At 57.5% G+C, this 22,290-nt stretch carries 17 protein-coding genes; 8 read left to right on the forward strand and 9 right to left on the reverse strand.

Annotated elements, in window-relative coordinates; translation table 11 throughout:
* Together K5Y32_RS15795 and K5Y32_RS15800 are read left to right on the forward strand one after the other, a co-directional pair.
* Positions 1 to 1,785 carry a GMC family oxidoreductase gene (locus K5Y32_RS15795; protein WP_176970103.1) on the forward strand — a complete coding sequence of 595 codons (1,785 nt, stop codon included), beginning with the start codon at positions 1 to 3 and terminating at the stop codon, positions 1,783 to 1,785.
* 11 nt (positions 1,786 to 1,796) lie between these two features.
* Positions 1,797 to 3,116: a cytochrome c gene (locus K5Y32_RS15800; RefSeq protein ID WP_222185004.1), complete on the forward strand. Its 1,320-nt coding sequence runs from the start codon at positions 1,797 to 1,799 to the stop codon at positions 3,114 to 3,116.
* 196 nt (positions 3,117 to 3,312) lie between these two features.
* On the opposite strand, the gene K5Y32_RS15805 is transcribed toward K5Y32_RS15800, so the two are convergent.
* The 4 genes from K5Y32_RS15805 to K5Y32_RS15820 form a co-directional block, all read right to left on the reverse strand.
* A complete protein-coding gene (locus tag K5Y32_RS15805) occupies positions 3,313 to 4,740 on the reverse strand; it encodes an MFS transporter (protein WP_222185006.1) in 1,428 nt (475 codons plus the stop codon).
* 190 nt (positions 4,741 to 4,930) lie between these two features.
* Positions 4,931 to 6,451, reverse strand: a complete 1,521-nt coding sequence (gene abgT, locus K5Y32_RS15810; RefSeq protein ID WP_222185008.1) for a p-aminobenzoyl-glutamate transporter — start codon at positions 6,449 to 6,451, stop codon at positions 4,931 to 4,933.
* Positions 6,452 to 6,628: 177 nt separating this feature from the next.
* The gene (locus tag K5Y32_RS15815; protein WP_222185010.1) at positions 6,629 to 8,071 is read right to left on the reverse strand and encodes a M20 family metallopeptidase; all 1,443 of its coding nucleotides are present in this window, start codon (positions 8,069 to 8,071) and stop codon (positions 6,629 to 6,631) included.
* A complete protein-coding gene (locus tag K5Y32_RS15820; RefSeq protein WP_222185012.1) occupies positions 8,068 to 9,381 on the reverse strand; it encodes an amidohydrolase in 1,314 nt (437 codons plus the stop codon). The genes K5Y32_RS15815 and K5Y32_RS15820 overlap by 4 nt, the downstream gene beginning before the upstream one ends.
* Positions 9,382 to 9,494: 113 nt before the next feature.
* Here K5Y32_RS15820 and K5Y32_RS15825 point away from each other — a divergent pair, with 113 nt between their 5' ends.
* A complete protein-coding gene (locus tag K5Y32_RS15825; protein ID WP_176970108.1) occupies positions 9,495 to 10,397 on the forward strand; it encodes a LysR family transcriptional regulator in 903 nt (300 codons plus the stop codon).
* Positions 10,398 to 10,474: 77 nt separating this feature from the next.
* Positions 10,475 to 10,906 (forward strand): VOC family metalloprotein YjdN, encoded by a 432-nt coding sequence (gene yjdN, locus K5Y32_RS15830; protein WP_101762355.1) that lies wholly within the window; start codon positions 10,475 to 10,477, stop codon positions 10,904 to 10,906.
* A gap of 144 nt (positions 10,907 to 11,050) precedes the next feature.
* On the opposite strand, the gene K5Y32_RS15835 is transcribed toward yjdN, so the two are convergent.
* From K5Y32_RS15835 to K5Y32_RS15845, 3 genes are all read right to left on the reverse strand, one after another.
* Entirely contained in the window at positions 11,051 to 11,917 is an 867-nt protein-coding gene (locus tag K5Y32_RS15835) for a nucleoside-specific channel-forming protein Tsx (protein WP_176970110.1), read from the reverse strand.
* A gap of 388 nt (positions 11,918 to 12,305) precedes the next feature.
* A complete protein-coding gene (locus K5Y32_RS15840; RefSeq protein WP_137384992.1) occupies positions 12,306 to 13,664 on the reverse strand; it encodes a HAMP domain-containing sensor histidine kinase in 1,359 nt (452 codons plus the stop codon).
* Entirely contained in the window at positions 13,661 to 14,320 is a 660-nt protein-coding gene (locus K5Y32_RS15845; protein ID WP_008105599.1) for a response regulator transcription factor, read from the reverse strand. Before K5Y32_RS15845 ends, K5Y32_RS15840 begins: the two co-directional genes overlap by 4 nt.
* Before the next feature lie 165 nt (positions 14,321 to 14,485).
* Here K5Y32_RS15845 and K5Y32_RS15850 point away from each other — a divergent pair, with 165 nt between their 5' ends.
* The 3 genes from K5Y32_RS15850 (at position 14,486) to K5Y32_RS15860 (ending at position 17,173) form a co-directional block, all read left to right on the forward strand.
* Complete coding sequence (locus tag K5Y32_RS15850) at positions 14,486 to 14,851, forward strand: helix-turn-helix domain-containing protein (protein WP_008105596.1); 366 nt, start codon at positions 14,486 to 14,488, stop codon at positions 14,849 to 14,851.
* Positions 14,852 to 14,958: 107 nt separating this feature from the next.
* Positions 14,959 to 15,849 (forward strand): LysR family transcriptional regulator, encoded by an 891-nt coding sequence (locus tag K5Y32_RS15855; protein WP_222185013.1) that lies wholly within the window; start codon positions 14,959 to 14,961, stop codon positions 15,847 to 15,849.
* 112 nt (positions 15,850 to 15,961) lie between these two features.
* On the forward strand, positions 15,962 to 17,173 hold the full coding sequence (locus K5Y32_RS15860) for an MFS transporter (protein ID WP_222185015.1): 1,212 nt from the start codon (positions 15,962 to 15,964) through the stop codon (positions 17,171 to 17,173).
* A 163-nt stretch (positions 17,174 to 17,336) separates the two neighbouring features.
* Here the strand turns inward: K5Y32_RS15860 and K5Y32_RS15865 are convergent, their stop codons facing one another.
* Both K5Y32_RS15865 and K5Y32_RS15870 read right to left on the reverse strand, forming a co-directional pair.
* Positions 17,337 to 19,727 carry a glucose/quinate/shikimate family membrane-bound PQQ-dependent dehydrogenase gene (locus K5Y32_RS15865; RefSeq protein WP_222185017.1) on the reverse strand — a complete coding sequence of 797 codons (2,391 nt, stop codon included), beginning with the start codon at positions 19,725 to 19,727 and terminating at the stop codon, positions 17,337 to 17,339.
* 284 nt (positions 19,728 to 20,011) lie between these two features.
* Positions 20,012 to 20,611, reverse strand: coding sequence for a hypothetical protein (locus K5Y32_RS15870; protein ID WP_222185019.1), 600 nt, complete (start codon positions 20,609 to 20,611; stop codon positions 20,012 to 20,014).
* Positions 20,612 to 21,030: 419 nt separating this feature from the next.
* Between K5Y32_RS15870 and K5Y32_RS15875 the strand changes: the two genes are divergently transcribed.
* Positions 21,031 to 22,269, forward strand: a complete 1,239-nt coding sequence (locus K5Y32_RS15875; protein ID WP_222185028.1) for an MFS transporter — start codon at positions 21,031 to 21,033, stop codon at positions 22,267 to 22,269.
* Positions 22,270 to 22,290: the final 21 nt, after the last annotated feature.

A 22,290-nucleotide genomic window follows, 5' to 3' on the forward strand; every position in this document is an offset into this window, starting at 1 on the left:
GTGGCAAATGAATTGAAAAAAGTGGATGCGGTCGTCGTCGGTTTCGGCTGGGCGGGTGCCATCATGGCGAAAGAGCTGACCGAAGCGGGCCTGAATGTGGTGGCGCTGGAGCGCGGTCCGCATCGCGATACCTACCCGGATGGATCTTATCCGCAGTCGATTGACGAACTGACCTATAACATCCGCAAAAAGCTGTTCCAGGATCTGTCGAAAAGCACCGTAACGATTCGTCACGATGCCTCGCAAACCGCCGTACCTTATCGCCAGCTGGCAGCGTTTCTGCCCGGCACTGGCACCGGCGGCGCGGGTCTGCACTGGTCAGGCGTGCATTTCCGTGTTGACCCGGTAGAACTGAACCTGCGCAGCCATTACGAGCAGCGTTACGGTAAAAACTTCATCCCGGAAGGCATGACGATCCAGGATTTCGGCGTCAACTATGACGAGCTGGAACCCTTCTTCGATCAGGCCGAGAAAGTGTTCGGCACCTCGGGCAGCGCCTGGTCAATCAAAGGCAAACTGCTGGGCAAAGAGAAGGGCGGCAACCCGTACGCGCCAGATCGTTCCAGCGACTTCCCGCTGCCGGCGCAGAAGCGCACCTACTCGGCGCAGCTGTTCGCGCAAGCGGCGGAATCAGTGGGTTATCACCCTTATGATATGCCGTCGGCCAACACCTCAGGCCCCTACACCAACACCTACGGCGCACAGATGGGCCCGTGCAACTTCTGCGGTTTCTGCAGCGGTTACGCCTGCTACATGTATTCCAAAGCCTCGCCGAACGTCAACATCCTGCCCGCGCTGCGTCAGGAACCGAAGTTCGAACTGCGCAACAACTCTTACGTGCTGCGCGTTAATCTGACCGACGATAAAAAGCGCGCCACCGGCGTGACCTATCTCGATGGTCAGGGCCGCGAAGTGGTGCAGCCTGCGGATCTGGTGATCCTGTCGGCGTTCCAGTTCCACAACGTGCACCTGATGCTGCTCTCCGGTATCGGCAAGCCGTATAACCCGATTTCCAACGAAGGTGTGGTGGGCCGTAACTTCGCCTATCAGAACATTTCGACGCTGAAAGCGCTGTTCGACAAAAACACCACCACCAACCCGTTTATCGGTGCCGGTGGCGCAGGTGTGGCGGTGGATGATTTCAATGCCGACAACTTCGATCACGGTCCGCACGGCTTCGTGGGCGGTTCGCCATTCTGGGTGAATCAAGCCGGTACCAAGCCGATTTCCGGTTTGCCGACGCCGAAAGGCACGCCAAACTGGGGCAGCCAGTGGAAATCTGCGGTCGCGGATACTTACAACCATCACATCTCGATGGATGCGCACGGCGCGCACCAGTCGTATCGCGCCAACTATCTCGATCTCGATCCGAACTACAAAGATGCCTATGGCCAGCCGCTGCTGCGTATGACCTTTGACTGGCAGGATAACGATATCAAGATGGCGCAGTTCATGATCGGTAAGATGCGCAAAATCACCGAAGCGATGAACCCGAAAATGATCATCGGCGGCGCGAAAGGGCCGGGCACGCACTTCGACACCACCGTGTATCAAACCACGCACATGAGCGGCGGCGCGATCATGGGTGAAGATCCGAAAACCAGCGCGGTGAACCGTTACCTGCAGAGCTGGGATGTGCCAAACGTGTTTGTGCCAGGTGCGTCGGCGTTCCCGCAGGGACTCGGCTACAACCCAACGGGCATGGTCGCCGCGTTGACCTATTGGTCAGCCAAAGCGATTCGTGAACAGTATCTGAAAAATCCCGGCCCGCTGGTACAGGCATAAGGAACACGGCGATGATCAAAAGCATTTTAGCCCTGTTTCTGGGCACCATGACGTTCGCCGCAGTGGCGGACGAAGCAGGTTCGGACGCGTTGGTGAAGCGCGGTGAGTATCTGGCGCGCGCGGGCGACTGCGTGGCGTGTCACAGCGCGCAGGGCGGCCAGCCGTTTGCCGGTGGACTGCCGATGGCGACGCCGATCGGCACCATTTACTCCACCAACATCACGCCGGATAAAGCCACCGGGATTGGTGACTACAGCTACGACGACTTCCAGAAAGCGGTGCGTCACGGCGTAGCGAAAAACGGCGATACGCTCTATCCAGCGATGCCGTATCCGTCTTACGCGGTGGTCAGCGATGAAGACATGAAGGCGCTCTACGCCTACTTCATGCACGGCGTGCAGCCGGTGGCGCAGGCCAACAAAGAGAGCGACATTCCGTGGCCGCTGTCGATGCGCTGGCCGTTGTCCATCTGGCGCGGCATCTTCGCGCCGGACGTAAAAGCGTTCCAGCCGGCGGCACAGGAAGATCCGCAACTGGCACGTGGTCGCTACTTAGTGGAGGGTCTCGGTCACTGTGGCGCTTGCCATACGCCGCGTAGCATCACCATGCAGGAAAAAGCGCTCAACAACGGCGAAGGCAATAACTATCTCGCCGGCAGCAGCGCGCCAATTGATGGCTGGACCGCCAGCAACCTGCGTGGCGATAACCGCGATGGCTTAGGCCGCTGGAGCGAAGAGGATCTCAGGCAGTTCCTGCGCTTAGGCCGCAACGATCACACCGCCGTATTCGGTGGCATGACCGATGTGGTGCAGCACAGCCTGCAGTATCTGAGCGATGACGATATCAGCGCGATTGCTAAGTATCTGAAATCCCTAGGCGCGAAAGATCCGAATCAGGCGGTGTTTAAGCAGGATGATGCGGTGTCTCAGGCGTTGTGGAAAGGTGACGACAGCCAGCCGGGCGCATCGACTTATGTCGATAGCTGCGCGGCGTGCCACAAAACCGACGGCAGCGGCTATCAGCGCTTTTATCCGGCGCTGCGCGGCAATCCGGTGGTGATGGCAGACGATCCGACCTCGCTGATTCACATCGTATTGGTCGGCGGCACTTTGCCGGGCGTGAAAGGCGCACCTACGGCGATCACCATGCCAGCGTTCGGCTGGCGTCTGAACGATCAGCAGGTGGCGGATGTGGTGAACTTTATCCGTGGCAGCTGGGGCAATGGCGTGAAGTCGAGCGTGTCGGCGAAAGATGTGGCCGAGTTGCGTAAAGACGAAACCGTGCAGCCGAAGCAGGGTAATGCGGATATTAAGGTGTTGGAAGGGCAGTAACCTGTTGTGTGCTCGCTGTCCCCTATCACGTGCTCGCTGTCCCCCTCCTCGGTCCTCCCCCATTAATGGGGGAGGAAGATGCTGCCACATGTCAGTGTTGAAGCTGCATGTGGCAGCGTCTCCTTCCCCCGCTAGCGGGGGAAGGCCGGGATGGGGGACAGCCAGCACGATCCGGAACAGCCAGCACGCTCAACCCTCAAATATTCTCCAAATCCATCCCACGGGTTTTCGGCCCGTAAATCCCCACCGACAGCATCACAATCAGCATGCTTAGCACGATAAAGGCGATCACGCCCTGGCTGCCGGCATACTGCAAAATAAGGCCAATCAAAATACTGCTGAACACCGTCGACAGGCGGCTAAACGAGTAGCAGAAACCCACCGCGCGGGCGCGAATGTGCGTCGGGAAAATCTCGGTCTGATAAGCGTGATAGCTGAAGGTTAGCCATGCGTTGCTGTAGGTGATCAGGAAGCCGCAGATGATCATCAGCACCGGATTAGTCATAAACGCAAACAGCGTGCCGAACACCACCGTCATCAGCGATGAAAACACGATCTGCCATTTATTCTCGAGCTTATCGGCGTAGCGGCTGCAAATCAGCGAGCCGAGCGGGTAGGCCAGCGTAATGAAAAACGCATACAGCAGGCTGTGCGTGACGGTTGCGCCTTTGCCCGACAGCAGCGCCGGCAGCCAGTTGCCGAAGCCAAAAAAGCCAATCGCCTGGAAGAAGTTCATCACCACCAGCATCAGCGTGCGCTGGCGATAGGCCGGTGCCCAAATCTCGCTGAAACGCCCTTGCTTAGGTTGCTCTGGTGCGAACTGTCCCCCATCCCGGCCTTCCCCCACAAGTGGGGGAAGGGGAGAAGCGATACCACAGCGCTTTTCCATCGCACTCAGCACCTGATGCGCTTCCTGATGTCGTCCTTGTTGCGCCAGCCAGCGCGCCGATTCGGGCAGGTTTTTTCGAATCAGCCAGATCACCAGCGAGCAGACCGCACCGGCAATCACCACCCAGCGCCAGCCTTCAAGGCTGAGAATGGTTTGCGGCACCAGCCACCACGACATCAGCGCCACCGTCGGCACCGACAGGAACTGGATAAAGAAGGAGAAAGCGAACGCGCGGCTGCGCAGATGCGCTGGCACCCATTCGGAAAGATAGGTATCGATGGTCACCAGCTCAACGCCGAGGCCAATGCCGACCAGGAAGCGGAACAGGATAATCATCTCTGCGCTCTGCTGGAACGCCATCAGCAGCGAAAACGCGCCGTACCACGCCAGCGCGCACATAAAGGTCAGGCGGCGACCAAAACGGTCGGCGTAGGGCGCAAGCAAACTCGCGCCGACAAACAAACCGAGGAAAGTAGCGGAGGCAAATGCGGCCTGGTCGGCGATGCCGAACACGCCCGCAGAACCGGTATGAAACACGCCCGCCGCCACCAGGCCGGAGTTGATATAGCCGGTTTCAAACAGATCGTAGAGCTCAAAGAAGCCGCCCAGCGCCAGCAGCGTGATAAAGCGCCACAGACCGGCGGACGAGGGTAGCGCATCAATGCGCCCGGCTAAGGTGCGGCGATCCGCGCTCATGTGATCGTTCGCCATCCCTGTCGACGTGATGGTTGTCATTATTATGTATACCTCGGTGTTTGCAGAACCCGCTGACGGCTGAGATGGGTTTTAAAAATAATTAACCGTTAGCAAGCGAAGGAATAGCAGGATAATAAATTCGCTGAGAGTTGCCGAGAGGCGGGACGGTGACATTTTGGCAACATACGTTGCAGTTCACAGAAAAGTGATCGCCATCCGTGGCGCAGGCTTAGTGCAGGCTTGGGTAGACGCCGGGACCGATCGGTAAACCCAGCGCGTACCACGCCAGCAGCAGCACAATCCAGGTGGTGAAGAACACCAGCGGATAGGGGAAGATCAGCACGTAATAGGTGCCCAGTTGCGCATCTTTTTGATAGCGCTGCAGGAAGCCGAGGAACAGCGGCAGGAATGGCGACATCGGTGCCAGCGGCAACACCGCAGAATCGGCGATGCGGAAGATCATCTGCGCAAAGGCGGGATGGAAGCCAAGCAGCATAAACATCGGCACAAACACCGGCGCCAGAATCGACCAGATGGCCGATCCGCTGGCGATAAACATGCACAGAAACGCCGACAGGAACATCAAGCCCATAAACGCCGGTGCGCCGCTGATGCCCGCGCTCTCCAGCACATCGGTCAGGCCAATGGCCATGAACTTGCCCATGTTGCTCCAGTTGAAGAAGGCCACGAACTGCGACAGCGGAAACACCATCACAATAAAGCCCGCCATGCTCTTCATCGGATCCACCAGCAGCTGCGGGATATCATCCGCGCGGCGAATCTGTTTGGTTACCGCGCCATAGGCAATCGCCACCACAAAGAAGAACAGGATGATGATTGGCACGATGCCCTGAATAAACGGCGAGGGAATAATGCCGCCGGTTTTTGGATTGCGCAGCGGCGCGTGTTCCGGCACCACCAGCAGCACCATCAGCGCGATAAACACCAGCGCGGCGATACCGGCGGCTTTTAGGCCGCGATTCTCTAGCGCGGTGAGCGGCGGCAGACGATCGCTATTGCCGCCGTTCCACGCGGGCAGGCGCGGCTCGACAAACTTATCGGTTAGCAGCGCACCGGCGATGGTCAGCACAATCACCGAACTGGCCATAAAGTACCAGTTGTCGATCACGCTAACGTGTACGGTATCGCTCACCGCTTTGGCGGCTTCGCTACTGATGCCGGACAGCAGCACATCGGTGGTGACAATCAAAAGGTTGGCGGTAAAACCGGAGGCCACGCCCGCGATCGCCGCCATCAATCCCGCCACCGGATGACGTCCCACCGCGAGGAAGATCAGCGCGCCGAGCGGCGGCATCACCACCAGTGCGGCATCGGAGGAAATGTGGCTGAAGAAGGCGATAAACAGCACCATGTAGCTGGCGTAGCGACGGCTCACGCGCGAAGCCATCTTCACCATCAGCGACTGCAGCAGGCCGACTTTTTCTGCCAGGCCGGCACCAATCACCAGCGCCAGAATCGATCCCAACGGCGTGAAGCCGCTGAAGTTTTTGATGATGTTGGGCAGGATCCACTGAATCCCGGCAACGCTCAGCAGGTTGTTGACCCGCACCAGCTCGCCGTTGGCCGGGTTTTTCACCGCTACGTCAAGGCTGCTGAGCACGGCGGTGGCGACCATCAGCACCACAATCAAATAGACGAACAGTAAAAACGGGTTCGGCACTTTGTTGCCAACGCGTTCAATCCAGCTAAACAGCTTTCCGGGGCTGCGGTTCTCCGTTGTTATTTCCATGGCAGGTCCTCATATGTCGTCTTATTGTGTTTGCATGCCCGCTGGGGGCTATATTTTTTGTATTTTTTTGGTATTTCAGTGGTCGCCAGGAATGGCGATTTGTTTCGTGCGTTCATGGTGACGGTCGCCATAAATGGCGACCCTACGACGCAAGGTGTGCGCCGGGAAAACGCATGGTTATTTCAACTTCGACGGTGTGACATCCGCTGGAATCGGGCAGGCGTAAGGCTGCTCGCGGCGCACGCGCTGGAACTCGTCGCGGCAGCGCGCCAGCGCCTCATCATCCTGCAGCAAGGTCAGCGCGGTGGCGGCCATCACTTTGGCGGCCAGACACATGCCTTTGTGCGCAATGGACGTGCGGCCCTGCGCCACCAACTGCCAGGTGTGGAGCGGCGTGCCAAAGGCGAAGCAGGGCGCAAAACACTGCGCAGTGGGCGTCACCCAACTCACATCGCCGACGTCGGTTGAGCCGTAAAGGATCTCGCGCGTCACCGCATAGGGCGCCACTTCATCCATCAAAATCTTGTCGCCCAGCGCCTCTGTCCAGGCAACGCCCGCTTCACCGCCGGTGCGCGCCGCATTGAGACGCGCGTTGCGCAGATCGTCTTTGCTTAGCGTGGATCGTATCTCGGCGGCAAACGCCTGCTCCGCTTCACTGTAGTCAGGCAAACCAAACTGATGCAAATAGCGCTCCATCACGCTTTCCAGCGCGCGATTCGGCACGTAATTGGAGCAGGCTTTATCGAAGCGCACCGTCATCTGCGTGTCGGTCATCAGGGCCGCGCCTTTGGCGATGTTGATGACGCGCTGATAGATATCCTGCGCCTGATCGAGCTGCGGCGCGCGAATCAGGTACAGCACTTCGGCGTCGGCTTGCACCACATTGGGGGAGACGCCGCCGGCATTGGTCACCGCGTAGTGCAGACGCGCTTCCTGCACGATGTGCTCGCGCAGGAAGTTGGCGCCGGTGTTCATCAGCGTCACCGCATCCAGCGCGCTGCGCCCTAAATGCGGTGAGTTGGCCGCATGCGCCGCCACGCCTTTGAAGCGGAAGGCGGCCTGAATATTGGCCAGCGTGCTGAGGTTGAACATGCCGCTGAAACCTTCAGGATGCCAGGTCACCGCCGCGTCGACATCGTCGAACAAGCCTTCGCGCACCATAAAGGTTTTGCCGGAGCCGCCTTCTTCGCCCGGGCAGCCGTAAAAGCGCAGCGTGCCGCGCTGGCCGTGTTGCGCCCACCAGGCTTTGATGGCGAAAGCGGCGGCCAAACCGGCGGTGCCGAGGAGATTGTGTCCGCAGCCGTGGCCGTTGCCGTTTTCCACCAGCGGCTGTGGCGTGGCGCACCCCGATTGCTGGCTTAAACCGGCGAGCGCATCGAACTCGCCGAGAATGGCGATCACCGGTTTGCCGCTGCCAATGCTGGCGATAAACGCGGTGTCGATGTTGCCGACGCCGCGCTCCACGCGAAAACCTTCTTGCTCCAGCGCATCGGCCAGCAGTGCGGAGGACTTTGTCTCTTCAAAACGGGTTTCCGGTACGTCCCAGATGGCATCGCTGAGGGCGGCAAAACGTGGCTGATTTTGGTTGATGTAGCGATCAATAAATTCGCTGTGGCTCATCGCTGGCCTCCAAACTGTGCGTGATTGAGGGCCAGCGTCGCCAGCGTTTGCACCGCGGTCGCCATGATCGCTTCGTCAAAATCAAACTTCGCGTTGTGATGGCCCGCCGCCAGATCGCAGCCGAAAATCACGTAGGAGGATTGGCCGCCGCGCTGCTGCACGCGTTCCAGCATGTAAGTGGCATCTTCCGAGCCCGCCGCCTGCTGTTTCGTATCGACCACTGAGGTGAAAATGCCCAGCGCCTCGGCCTGCTGGTGGATGAACGCCACCCACGGCGGGCTCGGCGTGCAGCTGCGCGCGCCGCCCATCAGTTTGACCTCATATTCCACGCCGTACATCGCTGCCGCACCGGCGATCACGCGCAGCGCCTGCTGATAGATATCATCGTTGACCTGATTGCTGACGCCGCGCGTTTCCACCTTCATCAGCGCGCAATCGGGCACCACGTTGCGCCCGCTGCCCGCCTGCAATACGCCGACGTTGACGCGCGCCACTCCGCCGCTGTGCTGCGGCAGGTTGTGCAGCGCCAGCGTGGCCTGCGCCGCCGCCAGCAGGGCGTTACGGCCCTCTTCGGGTTTGCCGCCGGCGTGCGCGCCGACGCCGGTGAAACTGACGTCGAGTTTGGTGGTGGCGAGGAAGCTGTCGCTGCCACAAACGATTTCGCCGGCGGGCACGCCGGTACCAAGATGAATGGCGGTGAACAGATCGACATCATCCACCACGCCGGCCGCTACCATCGCTTTCGCACCGCGCACGCCTTCTTCCGCTGGCTGGAAAATGATTTTGATGGTGCCGCTCAGCTGCGCTTTCATCTCCATCAATACGCCTGCCAGCGCCAGGCCGATGGTGGTGTGGCCGTCGTGACCGCAGGCGTGCATCATGCCGGGATTGCAGGAGGCAAAGCCTTCGCGCGTTGGCAGATGATCGGCGGCGTGGCTTTCGTTCTGATCGAGCGCATCCATATCCACGCGGAAACCCATCACCGGGCCGGGACGACCGGTTTCCAGTGTAGCGACCACGCCACAAAATCCGCCGGAGAAGTGTTTAATCCACTGCGGCAGCGCGCCTTGCTCCAGCGCGCGCGCTTCCTGTTGCGCCAGCACTTCATCAGAGGGCAATCCCATGCGCGAGTCGGCATCGATCACCTCGCGGCCCAGCTTGAGTTGATAACCAAGACGATGCAGCTCTTCAGCCACCAACGTGGCGGTGCGGAACTCCAGCCAGCCCGATTCGGCAAAGTGGTGCAGATCGCGTCGCCAGGTCTGCATCTGCGGGATGCGCGCGTTGACGAGCTCAGAAAGGGTTTTCATCGGCATTTCCTTTGTGTTGGTTTTTTATGCATTCATCCGAATCTACACATTGGTTTTGCCGCGCATAAGATGCGAATATCTTGCTACTGATAAACAACGGTTATCACCAAACTATGTCTGCGAATCTCAAACTTCATCAGCTGCGCGCTTTTGTTGACGTGGCGCGTCAGGGCAGCATCCGCGCCGCCAGCCGCTTGTCCGGGCTTTCACAGCCTGCGCTGACCAAAGCGATTCAGGAACTGGAGCTGGCGCTGGGCGCGCGCCTGTTCGAGCGGCGACAGCAGGGCGTTACGCTGACCGATATCGGTGATAACTTTTTTAAGCATGCCAGCCTGGTGCTGGAAGAGCTGCGGGTGGCGCAGGAGGATATTCAGCAGCGGCTGGGATTAGCCGGCGGGCGCGTCAACATCGGCGTGGGCGGCAGTATTGCGCGCACGGTTATGCCGCAGGTGATCAATCAGTTTCATCGCGAGTATCCGCTGGTAAAGGTGCGAATTGTTGAAGGCCAGCTGGTTTCGATGGTGCATGAACTGCGTCAGGGCGAGCTGGATTTCACCATCAATACCTACGATAAAAATCATCTCGATCAGGAGTTAATTTTTGAACGGCTGATGGAGCGCGACTATCAAGTGGTGATGCGCAAAGGGCATCCGATGGCGCACGCGCGCACGCTGGCCGAGCTGCAGCACTGCGACTGGACCATGCCGACGCCGCAGGGAAGCTATTATCGGCTGCTGCACGATCTGTTTGGCGAGCGCGGCATGGCGCCGAAAATCGTCGTCACCTGCGAGACCTTTATGGCATGCACCAGCCTGGTGGCGCAGAGTGATTTCGTCAGCATTATTTCGCGCGATGTGATTGAAGATCCTACACATGGCGGCCAGCTGATTTCCCTCGATCTCGACGAACCCTTACCGAAAGCCACTTTCTATCTTATCCAGCGCAAAGACACCGCGTTGACGCCGATGAGCGCCTACATGGCGCAGCTGTTCCGGCGCTACTGTCAGCAAAGGTAAGAGTGCGGCCCGGCTCGCAACTGTATAAATAATGCGCACTACACTTGCAGTGGACGTTCCCTTATGGAGTACAGACCATGCAAGTTACCCCGTATGTGTTTTACAGCGGTCGCTGCGAAGAGGCGATTGCCTTCTACCTCGACGCCACCGATGGCGAGCTGCTGTTCAAGATGACCTATGGCGATATGCCGGATGAAACGCCGGTAGAGGATGAAGGTTGCATCTCGGGCGTGAGCTTTTCGCCGGAGCAGATCATGCATGCCCATCTGCGTATCGGGCAGGGCGAATTAATGATGAGTGACGGCGCACCGCAGGCGGCGTATGGCGGTTTTGCTGTGAGTTTATCCACGCCGGATGAGGCGCAGGGCAAGCGTTGGTTTGATGCGTTGTCAGCGGGCGGTGAGGTGACGAAAAGCTGGGCACCGACGTTTTGGGCCAATGGCTTTGGCATGTTGACCGATAAGTTCGGCGTGCCGTGGATGGTGAATGCGTATAAGCCGCAGATTTAGGTGGGTGCGGTGTTCAACCAGGTGCGCATAAATGCGCACCCTACGTGTAGGGTCGCCATTCATGGCGACCGTTCCACCAACCGCACCATCTCATGGCGACCGTTTCACCAACCGCACCCATCTCATGACGACCGTTACACTCAATTAGAAGTTATAACCCACTACCAGGTAATAGCCAAAACCAGTCGATTTCACTTCAAATGGACCGTTACCGAAGTTCAGCTCCTGTCCATCAGCCCACTGGCCGCCGTTGTGGAAGTAACGCGCCACGGTTGAAACATGCCAGTGATCGTAGTTCAGCGACAGAATGTGGCTCGACGCAATCGAGTTGCTGGTGCGCGAACGATCGGACTTATCACGCAGATCTGAACCCCAGTCGAAGTTGGTGAAGCCGATATAGCTCAGCTTGCCGCCCCACAGATCGGTAATCGGCACAAAGTATTTCACCTTAAAGCGATAACCATCCCAGCTGTTTTCGTTCGCCGCACCGTAGTTTTCCCACTGGTATTTAGCGTAAACGTTCAGCGACAGGCCGATATCGCTGTGCGTATCGATGTCGGTGCCAAGACCCATGTACCAGGTGTTCTGACGGTTATCGCTGTTGCGACCCATGTCATAGATGTAGTTGTTGGCGAAGTACCACTCTTTAAACGGACCAAAAGAGAGATCGGTGCCGGTCAGCTTATCGATGGAGAAACGTGGCTCAATTTCCATGAACATCGGCGAACCGTGGTCGAACACGCCGTTAGCGTTGCTGTTGCCCACGCCGAAGAAGTTGGTCAGATCGAGGTAGCCATAGAAATCGAACCAATCCTTTTTGGCAAAGGCTTCATATTCCAGGTACACGTCGTTGTTGAACTGGGGTCCAAAACGGGTGTGGTAGCTGCCCACCACGTTCACGCTCTGATGCCACCAGTCAGAAACGTACTGCGGATCGCTGTCTGCCGCTTGTGCCGCACCAGTCCAGCTGCTGGCCAATAAGGCCCCTGCTATCAACGCTTTATATTTCATTATTGTTAACCACATGCTTTTGATCGCCGAGCCGTCGCCGCGATCGGGTGAAATTGATCCCAGGGGATGGGCAGTGAGTTGTCGTATCCGGTCTGCATCGCCAGATTTTCAAGCTTGCGTAATGTGCCTGTAACAGAGGCATAGAAAATAGATTTTGGTCACGTTTGTCAAAAAGTGTTGCAGTTTGATTCACTGGAAATGTGATCGCCATCACATTAAACCCGTGTAGCGAACGGAACCCCGCAACCGTTTACGTGTCGCGTACAGCAGGAAACGTGTTTGATATAGGAAAGGGATGTCGCGGCGCGATTTATCGCGTTGTTTTGATGTCGCACCGTGCCCACAGCAACTTTGCGCAATAAATTGCGCCGCTACGGCACGGTGAAGTTTATGGCAATGTCACGCGCACCTGCAGGCCGGCAATCTGCCCCTGCGGATCGTGGCGGTTCGACAGCGCAACCTGCATCTGATGTTTCTGCGCTACGCTGCGCACAATCGACAAGCCCAGTCCGCTGCCTTGCGCCTGCACATCCGGCGAACGGGTGAAGCGGTCAAAGGCACGCTCGATAAAGGATTCCGCCATGCCGGGACCGTTATCGACGATATCCACCACGGTGTGATTGCCGACGCGATGCAGCAGCACATCGACCAAACTGCCTTCTGGCGTATGCAGCATCGCATTGCCAATCAGGTTATCGAACAGGCTGCGCAGATCGGAGCGGCTGGCGTGCAGCCGATAGTGTGTGGTGCCGTTGAAGCCGATATCGATGCCGCGCTTATCCGCCACCACCATCAGCTGCTCAATGCTCTCTTTCAGCAGGTCGTCCAGTTCGATGCTTTCCACTGTGGCGACCACCGATTGATCTTCCTGACGCGAGATATTCAGCAGCTGCGTCACCAGATGGCGCGTGCGCGTCACGCCCGCTTCCAGCTGGTCAAACTGACGGCTGGCTTCACCGGGTTGAATATGTTGCCGCAGATTCTCCAGTTGCAAAGTCACGGCGGTGACCGGCGTGCGCAGCTCATGCGCCGCATCTTCAAGGAACTGGCGCTGCGATGACCATGCCGCGCGCAGTCGATCCAGCAAGGCGTTGTAAGCTGCCACCAGCGGCAGCACTTCATCCGGTAAACCATCAGGTGAAACGCTATGCGGATGCAGGGTTTCCTGCGCTGCGATATGGCGCGACGCCACGCGTAAATCGCGCGTAATAGCGCGCACCACCAGCCATATCACAATCAGTGAGAGCGGCATCATCAGCACCAGCGGAATGATGGCGGAGAGCGCTCGCTTGACCATGATACTTTTCATGTAGCCGATATTGTGTAGTACCTGAATGTTGCCAATTTCACTGCCCAGCTCGCCGGGCCGCGTGTAAACACGCCATTCGCAGTCGTCGCCACAGTCTCCGACTTTCAGATCGGTCCAGCCTTTTTTCAGCTGCAATGGCGCATGCAGGCCCGGCCAGGAGCTGGCGCGCAGATGATTGCTTTCGTCCCACAGCTGAACGATATAGGTGCTTTTCAGTTTCTCTTCATGCATCACCATCGGCATTAGGGCCGGCATACGTTGGCTGCTGGCCCACGCATCGGCGATCTTGGCGAGCTGGTCGTCTTTCATGGTGCCCATCATGTCGCCGTAGCAGTGATAGAAATACCAAGTGACGCCGCCAATCATCGCCAGATGCAGAATCACCAGCGTGGCGAGCAGCTTGTTACGCAGCGAGCGCATAAAGGTGAAAGGTTTCATATTGCCGGTACCCGCCAGCCAAGTCCGCGTACGTTGCGGATCACTTCGTTATCCAGTTTGCGACGCATTCCGTGGATCAGCACATCCACCGCGTTGCTGCTGACCTCTTCGCCCCAGCCGTAAATGCGGTTTTCTAACTGTTCGCGCGAAAGAATGGCGCCCGGCCGCTCCAGCAAGGCGTAGAGCAGGGCATATTCGCGTGCGGTAAGTTGTTCGCGCTGGCCTTTGTACAGCACTTCGCGCGTCATGATGTCGATCTGCACATCGCCGCTGCCGAGCAGAGAATCTGCTGCACCGTGGCGACGGCGGGTAATGGCGCGCATACGCGCCAGCACTTCTTGCAGATCAAAGGGTTTCAGCAAATAGTCGTCGGCGCCGCTGTCCAATCCCTGAATACGTTGCTGCACGGTATCGCGGGCGGTGAGCACCAGCACCGGCGTCATGTCGCCACGCGTGCGCGCACGACGCAGCACCTGCAGGCCATCTTCACGCGGTAAGCCCAGATCCAGTAACACGCAGGTATAGCCGCCTTCGGCCCAGGCATTGCTGGCATACACGCCGTCGCGTACCCAATCCACCGACCAACCTGCCGCTTCCAGCGCTTGCTGCAGATTCGCGCCAATCATTTCGTCATCTTCTACCAGCAGCACACGCATGATGCCCTCCAACTTAACTGAACGCAGTGTAGCGACAGATAATTAGGCCAGAATTATATCCGTTTTCCCGCTTGCTAATTCTGCGCTAATTTTCTGCTAATTAAGGGATAAATTTAACGCGCTATTGTGGCGGCACTGGACATATTGCCAACGCAGGAGAATCCCATGAATCAGCGCGAATTTATCCGTAGTTTGCTGGACTGGATAGAGAATAACTTAGGGCACGATCTTCATCTGGATGAAGTAGCACGCCGCTCGGGATACTCCCGCTGGCATCTGCAACGTCTGTTCCGTCAGCACACCGGCTTTTCACTGGCCGAGTACATTCGCCAGCGCCGGTTAACCGAATCTGCGCTGACGCTGATTAACAGCGATGAGGCGATTTTGCAGGTGGCGATGAGTTACGGCTTCGATACGCAGCAGGCTTATACTCGCACCTTCAAAAACTACTTCATGGTGACTCCAGGCCAGCTGCGCCGCCAGCGTCGCGTTGAGCCGGATCGTTTATTGTTCCCATTGGCGGTCGCGTAGGGTCGCCATTTATGGCGACCGTTTCACCCACCGCACAAACCCAATGGCGACCGGGCTCGGAGATTTGTTGTAATCTGCTGTTCTCACTCTCTTAACTGCTTGAGAACATGGATAGCAGCGACAATCTCTCCGCCATGATGCTGTTTGCACGCGTAGTGGAACGGCAAAGCTTTAGCGAAGCCGCCCGCACCTTAGGCGTCTCCAAATCCCACGTCAGCCGTGAAGTGGCGCGGCTGGAAGTGCGTCTTGGCATCAAGCTGCTACAGCGCACCACGCGCAAAGTGGTGCTGACCGAGCTCGGCCAGGCTTACTATCCGTTCTGTGTGCGCATGCTGGAAGAGATGCATCGCGCCGACGCCTTTGTGCAGCAGGTGCATCAACTGCCGGCGGGCAACGTGCGCTTGCAGGCGCCGATCACTTACGGCTGTCAGTGCGTGGTGCCGACGCTGAATGACTTTATTCGCCGCCATATTCACATCAACGTCGATCTCGAACTCACCACCAGCGATGACCCGCAACCCAGCGCCGACGTGGCGATTGTCATCCGCGCGCGTGCGCCCGATGCGGCCAATTATCGTGAGCTCGCCAGCATTGACTGGGGCTTATACGCCACGCCAGATTATCTGGCGGCGCATGCGCCTATCGATCATCCCGATCGCCTGACGCGCCACGACTTACTGCTGTTTCACGGTCCGGCGCACACTGCCGCGCTGCCGTTTCGCCGTGATAAACAGCGCCTGGCGCTGGATGTGCACAGCCGTTTTCGCGCCAACAACAGCATGGCGCTGCTCAATGCCGCGCTGGCGGGCACCGGCATTGCTTATCTGCCCGCTTATATGACGCAGGATGCCTTAGCGCGCGGCGAAATCCAGCAGGTGCTGCCGGAGTGGCAAATGGATCGCCTGCACAGCTATCTGTTGCTGAAAGAGCAGCCGCAACCCTCTTCGCCGGTCACCTTGCTGTGCGATGCGTTAATCAACACCCTCAGCACGGCGTGATTGTTGTTATCTGGCAACAATGCTGCGCCGCCTGGCAATTATCCGCGCTACTCTGTTTTCTGCGAAGCGTCACTGTTAGCCTGCTAAAAAAGCAAAAAACAGGGATATCACCATGCAGCAACCTCCACTCGCGTTAGCGCCCGAACAGCAATACTGGAAGCGAAATTTATGTGTCTGCGTGCTGGGTTCGTTCAGCACCATCGTGGCGATGACGCTACTGTTGCCGTTTCTGCCGCTATACGTGCAGCAACTCGGCGTGCAGGAACCGGCGGCAATTGCGCGCTGGTCGGGCGCAGCTTATGGCGCCACCTTCCTCAGTGCCGCCTTAACCGCGCCATTGTGGGGCAAACTGGCCGATCGCTATGGCCGCAAACTGATGCTGATCCGCGCCAGCCTTGGCATGGCGATTGCGATGTCGCTGATTGGCATGGCCACCGCGCCGTGGCAGCTGGTGGCGCTTCGCTTACTGGCGGGTTTGCTTGGCGGCTACGCCTCGGGATCGACCATTCTGGTGGCGGCGCAAACGCCAAAAGAGCAAACCGGTTGGGCGCTCGGCGTGCTGTCGTCCGGTATTATGGCGGGCAACGTGGTGGGGCCGCTGCTGGGCGGCGTGTTGCCGCCGCTGATTGGCATTCGTCACACCTTCTGGCTGACCGGCGCGGTGATTTTCCTCGCCTTCCTCGCCACCACCTTTTTGCTGAAAGAGGTGCCGCGCTCCTCCGGTAAGAAAACCGTGCAAAGCAGTGCAGCCGATGAGGCACCGCCGAATCTGCCGGTGGTGCGCCTGATGTGGCTGTCGGGCATGCTGCTGATTTTCGCCAATATGTCGATTGAGCCAATCATCACGCTGTATATCGGCCAGTTTGTCAGTGGCGATCACGCCATCACCGTCACCGCCGGATTGGTGATGGCAGCCGCCGCGCTCGGCAGCATTATTTCCGCGCCACGTCTGGGACGGCTGGCCGATCGCGTCGGGCATGGTCGCGTGCTGGTGTATGGGCTGATAGCCTGCGCGCTGCTGCTGATCCCGCAGGCGTTTATCCGCGAAGCGTGGCAATTGGTGGTGCTGCGTTTTCTGATGGGCATGGCGCTGGGTGGCTTGATGCCGTGCGTTACGGCGCTGATTCGCCACAGCGTGCCGCAGTCGCAGGTGGGTAAGATGCTGGGTTATTCCACTTCGGCGCAGTATGTCGGCCAGGTTTCAGGTCCGCTGTTTGGCGGCTTTATCGGCGGCGCGTTTGGCATGCGCCCGGTGTTTCTGGCGACCTGCGTGATTATGGCGCTGTGCGCGCTGTTAAACGCGCGGGTGCTGCGTAACCGCTAACCGTTCGACATGATGACCACTCGGGCCCGTAGGGTCGCCATTTATGGCGACCTTCATGATGAACGCACGAGATAATATTGTGCGGTTAATGCAAAGGTCGCCATAAATGGCGACCCTACAAAAAAGCGGGCCTAAGCCCGCTTTTTTACCTTAACGCGAAAACTTACTTCGCATCAGGCAGTGCATAAGCAATCACATAATCGCCCAGCTTGGTGCCAAACGAACCGTGACCACCGGCAGCGATAACAACGTACTGCTTGCCATCCACTTCATAGGTCATCGGCGTTGCCTGGCCGCCTGCTGGCAGACGTGCCTGCCACAACATTTCACCGGTATTGGTGTCGAACGCACGCAGATAGTTATCTGCAGTAGCACCAATGAAGAACACGTTACCTGCGGTGGTGATTGGGCCGCCCAGCATTGGCATACCCATTTTGAACGGCAGTGGAACTGGCGCGCTATCGCGAACCGTACCAATGCGTTTTTTCCACACGGTTTCGTTGGTCTTCAGATCAACCGCTGAGACATAGCCCCAAGCCGGTTGTTTACATGGCAGACCAAACGGTGACAGGAACGGATTCAGCTCCACACCGTACGGTACGCCGTACTGTGGCTGGATGCCGGTTTCGGTGCCTGAACCGCCTTTGTCGTCAGCCGGTGGCTCGATCGGGTTGCCCGGACCGCGCGGAACCAGCTTGGACACAAACGGCAGCGCCATTGGGTTAGCAATCGCAATCTGACGATGTGGGTCAACTGCGATACCGCCCCATTCGAACATGCCAAGGTTGCCTGGGAACACCAGCGTTCCTTGCTCAGACGGCGGGGTGAACGGACCTTCATAGCGCAGACGCTTGAAGATCACGCGGCACACCAGCTGGTCGTACATCGTCGCGCCCCACATGTCCTTGTCCGTCAGATTCTGTTTCGGACGGAAGGTCAGTTCGGAGTACGGCTGAGTAGGGGAAACGTGGTCACCTTTGGCGGCGCCCTGTGGAACCGGGGTTTCCGGCGCAGGGACAACCGGCTCGCCGGTACGACGATCCAGGACAAAGATGTTACCGGTTTTCGCCGGTGCATAAATCACCGGTACGGTTTTGCCATCTTTAGTCGTGATATCGGCCAGCGTCGGCTGTGACGGCAGGTCCATATCCCACAGATCATGATGCACGGTCTGATACGACCACACCAACTTACCGGTGGTGGCGTTCAGCGCCAGTACGCTGCTCGCATAACGCTCCTGCTCTGGTGTGCGGTTGCCGCCCCAGATATCTGGCGTTGACACACCCATTGGCAGGTAAACGATATCCAGTTTCGGATCGTACACCGCCGGTGCCCATGAGTTCGGTGAATTCATGGTGAAGGTGTGTTCATCCGCTGGAATCGCGTTTGGATCTTTCGCGCCCGGATCGAACACCCACAGCAATTTACCGGTGTTGACGTCGAAGCCACGGATGGCGCCTGACGGCTCACGGGTAGAGTAGTTATCGGTGACCGCACCCGCTACCACAATGGTGGTGTCGGTGATGACAGGCGGCGACGTCGGCTCATACTGGCCTGGCGTCAATACCGGCTGCTTGTGCTGCAGATCCAGTTCACCGTTGTTGCCAAAGGCAGCACAACGTTCACCGGTTTCCGCATCCAGCGCGAACATGCGGCCATCATTCACCGGCAGGTAAATGCGGCGTGAGCACAGCGCAGGTTGGGTATTGGCCGCATCGGCCGCAGCAGGCACTTCGTGGTAAGAAACGCCACGGCAGGTCACGTGCTGGAAGGTTGGATTCGGCTTGAGGCCCGGATCAAATTTCCACTTCTGCTTACCGGTTTTGGCATCCAGCGCAAACAGAATCTGGTGCGGTGAGCAGAGATACAGGGTGTCACGGATTTTGATTGGCGTGACTTCATCGGTGATTTCGCCCGGATCGTTTGGCGTCTTCAAATCGCCGGTCTGGAACTGCCAGGCAACCTGCAGCTCTTTAACGTTACCGGTGTTGATCTGCTTCAGCGGGGAGAAGCGGGTGCCTTGCTGGTCACGCGCATACGCCGGCCAGTCAGCATCAGCGATGTTGCTCAGTGGCTGTGCCTGCGGAGCATTGGCTGCTGCCGCTGGAATTTCACCATTCAGCTCTTGCGGATCGTGGAATACCGCCCACGCCAGCACCAGCACGCTGGCAAGCAGCGCCACTGACAGCAGCGCCAGAGCGCCTTTGCCGGCATTATTCAGACCGCGATACACAAACGGCAGAATCAGCCAGATGCCGAAGATCACCAGCACATCGGTACGCGGTGCCAGCGCCCAGAAGTCGAAACCGACTTCCCACACGCCCCACACCAGCGTTGCCAACAGCAGCAATGCGTACAGCAGTAATGCTGAGCCGCTACGGCGCCACAGCAGAATAGCGGTGATCAACATGACCACACCGCCAATAACGTAGTACCAGGAACCACCAATGGCGGCTAACCAAACGCCACCAACCAGCATAAACGCGCCCGTCAGCAGTGCAAAAAGCACTGTGAGAAAACGGATTACGCCAAAAGATGAGGAAGCTTTCCCCATAATATTGACCTCTTTCTTTGCCATTAAAAACTAAAAAGGAAACAACGCGTTGGGTTGCTTCCCGACATAGAGTACGAAATAACGAAACGATTCGAGCGACGCTTTCCGTGCGGCGAGATGTTCCCTTTGCGTTAAATTTTATCTTAAAAACGTTAAAGGGTTTGATATTTTTAGTGCTTTGCACTCGTTGAAGGGAAGTACTGCGACATTTTATGAGGGAATAAAGGTGTTATGCCCGGTTAGATCGGGCCACAACACCTAAGAGCAACACATTGTGTAAACGTTTACCCTTCAAACAGCGTGCTGCTGGTGCGTTGTTCCTGCCAGCCGCTCAAACTAAGTTGCGCATAGTGCTCAGCGGGCAACGTTAACTGTGGCGTGCGTAATATTACTTCCACTTCTCTTTCACGACAGGATTCCAGCAGAAAAGGAAAGCTGAACTTGAGATAATTATCGTGAAAAAACTCGTCGGTCAGCGCAATACCGCTAAATGGAAACGTTGCGATATTCTTCCAGCAGGTGCCGGGCGGTGCCAAATCATAGAGCCAAAATGAGAAACGCTCTGCGGCCCTACGTAAAGCACTATCTTGCTGAACTAAATCGGCATAATTGATTGCCAGCTGTACATTCTCATCCTGCAGGCTGGAATAAATTTCCGGATCCTGTAAAAAACGCATAAGGTTATTTCCCGTTAACGGGATGATTATTAATTCGGGTGTATCCGGCAACTGATTATGCAGCGAAATTATGTTGCGTCCATTAAGTATTGCTGTGTTTTCCTGTTCGCAATGCATAAAGGGGGCTGAATAACACACGCCAGCTAGCGCCCCGTCGAAGCGATGGATGCGCTCAGTAACATAAGGATTATAAGAACTGTTTTCCATTTATCTCTGTGAATAAATTAATTAACTGGAGCGTCTTAATTATTATAAGGACGGCGGGATAATGAAATCTAAACACAGTCAATATAGATCGTTTTGTTTATCAAGATCACCTTTTTTTAACTGTCACTGATAGAGAGATATTAGGCGCCACGCAGGATGAATTAATCGGCTATTGCCATATTGGGAAACTTTTGGATATTTTCATCTCATAACCATCAGCCTGCTAATATTAAGAGCTCCATGCTTAGCTAATTTTTGGATAAGCTTCTGTTTTTAAACAGCACGGCTAGCCATTGCCTGGCTCAGTAAGATGTCGCACTCTGTGGCCTGAAAAAATAAAGCGGAAGCCGCAACGTGGCTTTTCACCAGGTTAGTGCAACGACGCTAACCGATGTAATTGTTTAGGATGGGATAAAACTATGGGTTCTCCAGTCTCCGCAGCAGAGGATTCATTGCTGCGGCACAGGTCGTTTGTCGCCTTTTGGCTGGCGCGCACCTGTTCATCGTTTGGTTTTCAAATGTTTTCGGTCGCGGTCAGCTGGCAAATCTACGCGCTGACCCACAGCGCGATGGCGCTCGGCATGATTGGTCTGATGCAGTTTCTGCCTTCTGTACTGCTGGCGCTGCCCGCCGGGCATCTGGCCGATCAGCTTGACCGTCGTCGTATCGTATTGCTCGGACAATTTATTGAGTGGCTGGCGCTGCTGGGGCTGGTTGCGCTCACGCTGATGAACTGGGCGGGCAAGATCGAGATTTGGGGATTGGTGTTTCTGATCTCCGTCGCCAAGGCGCTTGAGTGGCCAGCGATTACCTCGATGCTGCCGGCGCTGGTGCCGCCGCCGATTCTGGCGCGCGCCATGGCCGCCAGTTCGGTGGGCGGACAGGCGGCGGTGATTATCGGCCCAACGCTCGGTGGCTTTCTTTATGTCGCCGGTCCGGAAGTGGTGTATGGCGTCTCGGCGCTATTCTACCTGTTCTCCATCGTGCTGGTGAGCCGACTGCGCTACGAGCGGCCGCCGCAGGCGCGCTTGCCGATGAATCTGCCGAACCTGTTTGCTGGCGTGCGCTTTATCCGCGATCGCAAAGATGTGCTCGGCGTGATTTCACTCGATCTGTTTGCCGTGCTGCTGGGCGGCGCCACCGCGCTGCTGCCGATCTTCGCGCAAGATATCCTGCATACCGGGCCGTGGGGCTTGGGCATCCTGCGCGGCGCGCCGTCGGTCGGTGCGCTGCTGGTTGGCGTGTGGCTGAGTCGTCACAAGCTGGAAAAGAACGTCGGTATGATCATGTTCGGTTCGGTGGCGGGTTTTGGCGTGGCGACGCTGGTGTTCGCGCTCTCCACCCAGCTGTGGCTGTCGGTGATTGCGCTAGCGGCGCTGGGCGGCTTCGATATGGTCAGCATGGTGATTCGCGGCGCGCTGGTGCAGTTGGATACGCCGGATGAGATGCGCGGCCGCGTCAATGCGGTCAACGCCATCTTCATTAATACCTCGAATCAGCTCGGCGAGTTTGAGTCAGGTTTACTGGCGGCATGGATGGGCGCAGTGCCCGCGGCGGCGATTGGCGGCATCGGCACGCTGATCGTGGTGGGCGTGTGGATGACGATTTTCCCGCATCTGCGTAAGCGGCAGAAGCTGGAAAACGAAACCGTTACCTAACTTCAACATCGCGCGATGAAT

It is taken from the genome of Pantoea sp. DY-15 (assembly GCF_019795935.1).
GTDB lineage: Bacteria > Pseudomonadota > Gammaproteobacteria > Enterobacterales > Enterobacteriaceae > Pantoea > Pantoea leporis.

What these genes read in the sequence shown, in the direction of transcription:
- K5Y32_RS15800 (WP_222185004.1), top strand. Translation starts at nt 1,797, where the DNA reads ATGATCAAAAGCATTTTAGCCCTGTTTCTGGGCACCATGACGTTCGCC.
- K5Y32_RS15805 (WP_222185006.1), bottom strand. Translation starts at nt 4,740, where the DNA reads ATGACAACCATCACGTCGACAGGGATGGCGAACGATCACATGAGCGCG.
- abgT (WP_222185008.1), bottom strand. Translation starts at nt 6,451, where the DNA reads ATGGAAATAACAACGGAGAACCGCAGCCCCGGAAAGCTGTTTAGCTGG.
- K5Y32_RS15815 (WP_222185010.1), bottom strand. Translation starts at nt 8,071, where the DNA reads ATGAGCCACAGCGAATTTATTGATCGCTACATCAACCAAAATCAGCCA.
- K5Y32_RS15820 (WP_222185012.1), bottom strand. Translation starts at nt 9,381, where the DNA reads ATGAAAACCCTTTCTGAGCTCGTCAACGCGCGCATCCCGCAGATGCAG.
- K5Y32_RS15825 (WP_176970108.1), top strand. Translation starts at nt 9,495, where the DNA reads ATGTCTGCGAATCTCAAACTTCATCAGCTGCGCGCTTTTGTTGACGTG.
- yjdN (WP_101762355.1), top strand. Translation starts at nt 10,475, where the DNA reads ATGCAAGTTACCCCGTATGTGTTTTACAGCGGTCGCTGCGAAGAGGCG.
- K5Y32_RS15835 (WP_176970110.1), bottom strand. Translation starts at nt 11,917, where the DNA reads ATGAAATATAAAGCGTTGATAGCAGGGGCCTTATTGGCCAGCAGCTGG.
- K5Y32_RS15840 (WP_137384992.1), bottom strand. Translation starts at nt 13,664, where the DNA reads ATGAAACCTTTCACCTTTATGCGCTCGCTGCGTAACAAGCTGCTCGCC.
- K5Y32_RS15845 (WP_008105599.1), bottom strand. Translation starts at nt 14,320, where the DNA reads ATGCGTGTGCTGCTGGTAGAAGATGACGAAATGATTGGCGCGAATCTG.
- K5Y32_RS15850 (WP_008105596.1), top strand. Translation starts at nt 14,486, where the DNA reads ATGAATCAGCGCGAATTTATCCGTAGTTTGCTGGACTGGATAGAGAAT.
- K5Y32_RS15855 (WP_222185013.1), top strand. Translation starts at nt 14,959, where the DNA reads ATGGATAGCAGCGACAATCTCTCCGCCATGATGCTGTTTGCACGCGTA.
- K5Y32_RS15860 (WP_222185015.1), top strand. Translation starts at nt 15,962, where the DNA reads ATGCAGCAACCTCCACTCGCGTTAGCGCCCGAACAGCAATACTGGAAG.
- K5Y32_RS15865 (WP_222185017.1), bottom strand. Translation starts at nt 19,727, where the DNA reads ATGGGGAAAGCTTCCTCATCTTTTGGCGTAATCCGTTTTCTCACAGTG.
- K5Y32_RS15870 (WP_222185019.1), bottom strand. Translation starts at nt 20,611, where the DNA reads ATGGAAAACAGTTCTTATAATCCTTATGTTACTGAGCGCATCCATCGC.
- K5Y32_RS15875 (WP_222185028.1), top strand. Translation starts at nt 21,031, where the DNA reads ATGGGTTCTCCAGTCTCCGCAGCAGAGGATTCATTGCTGCGGCACAGG.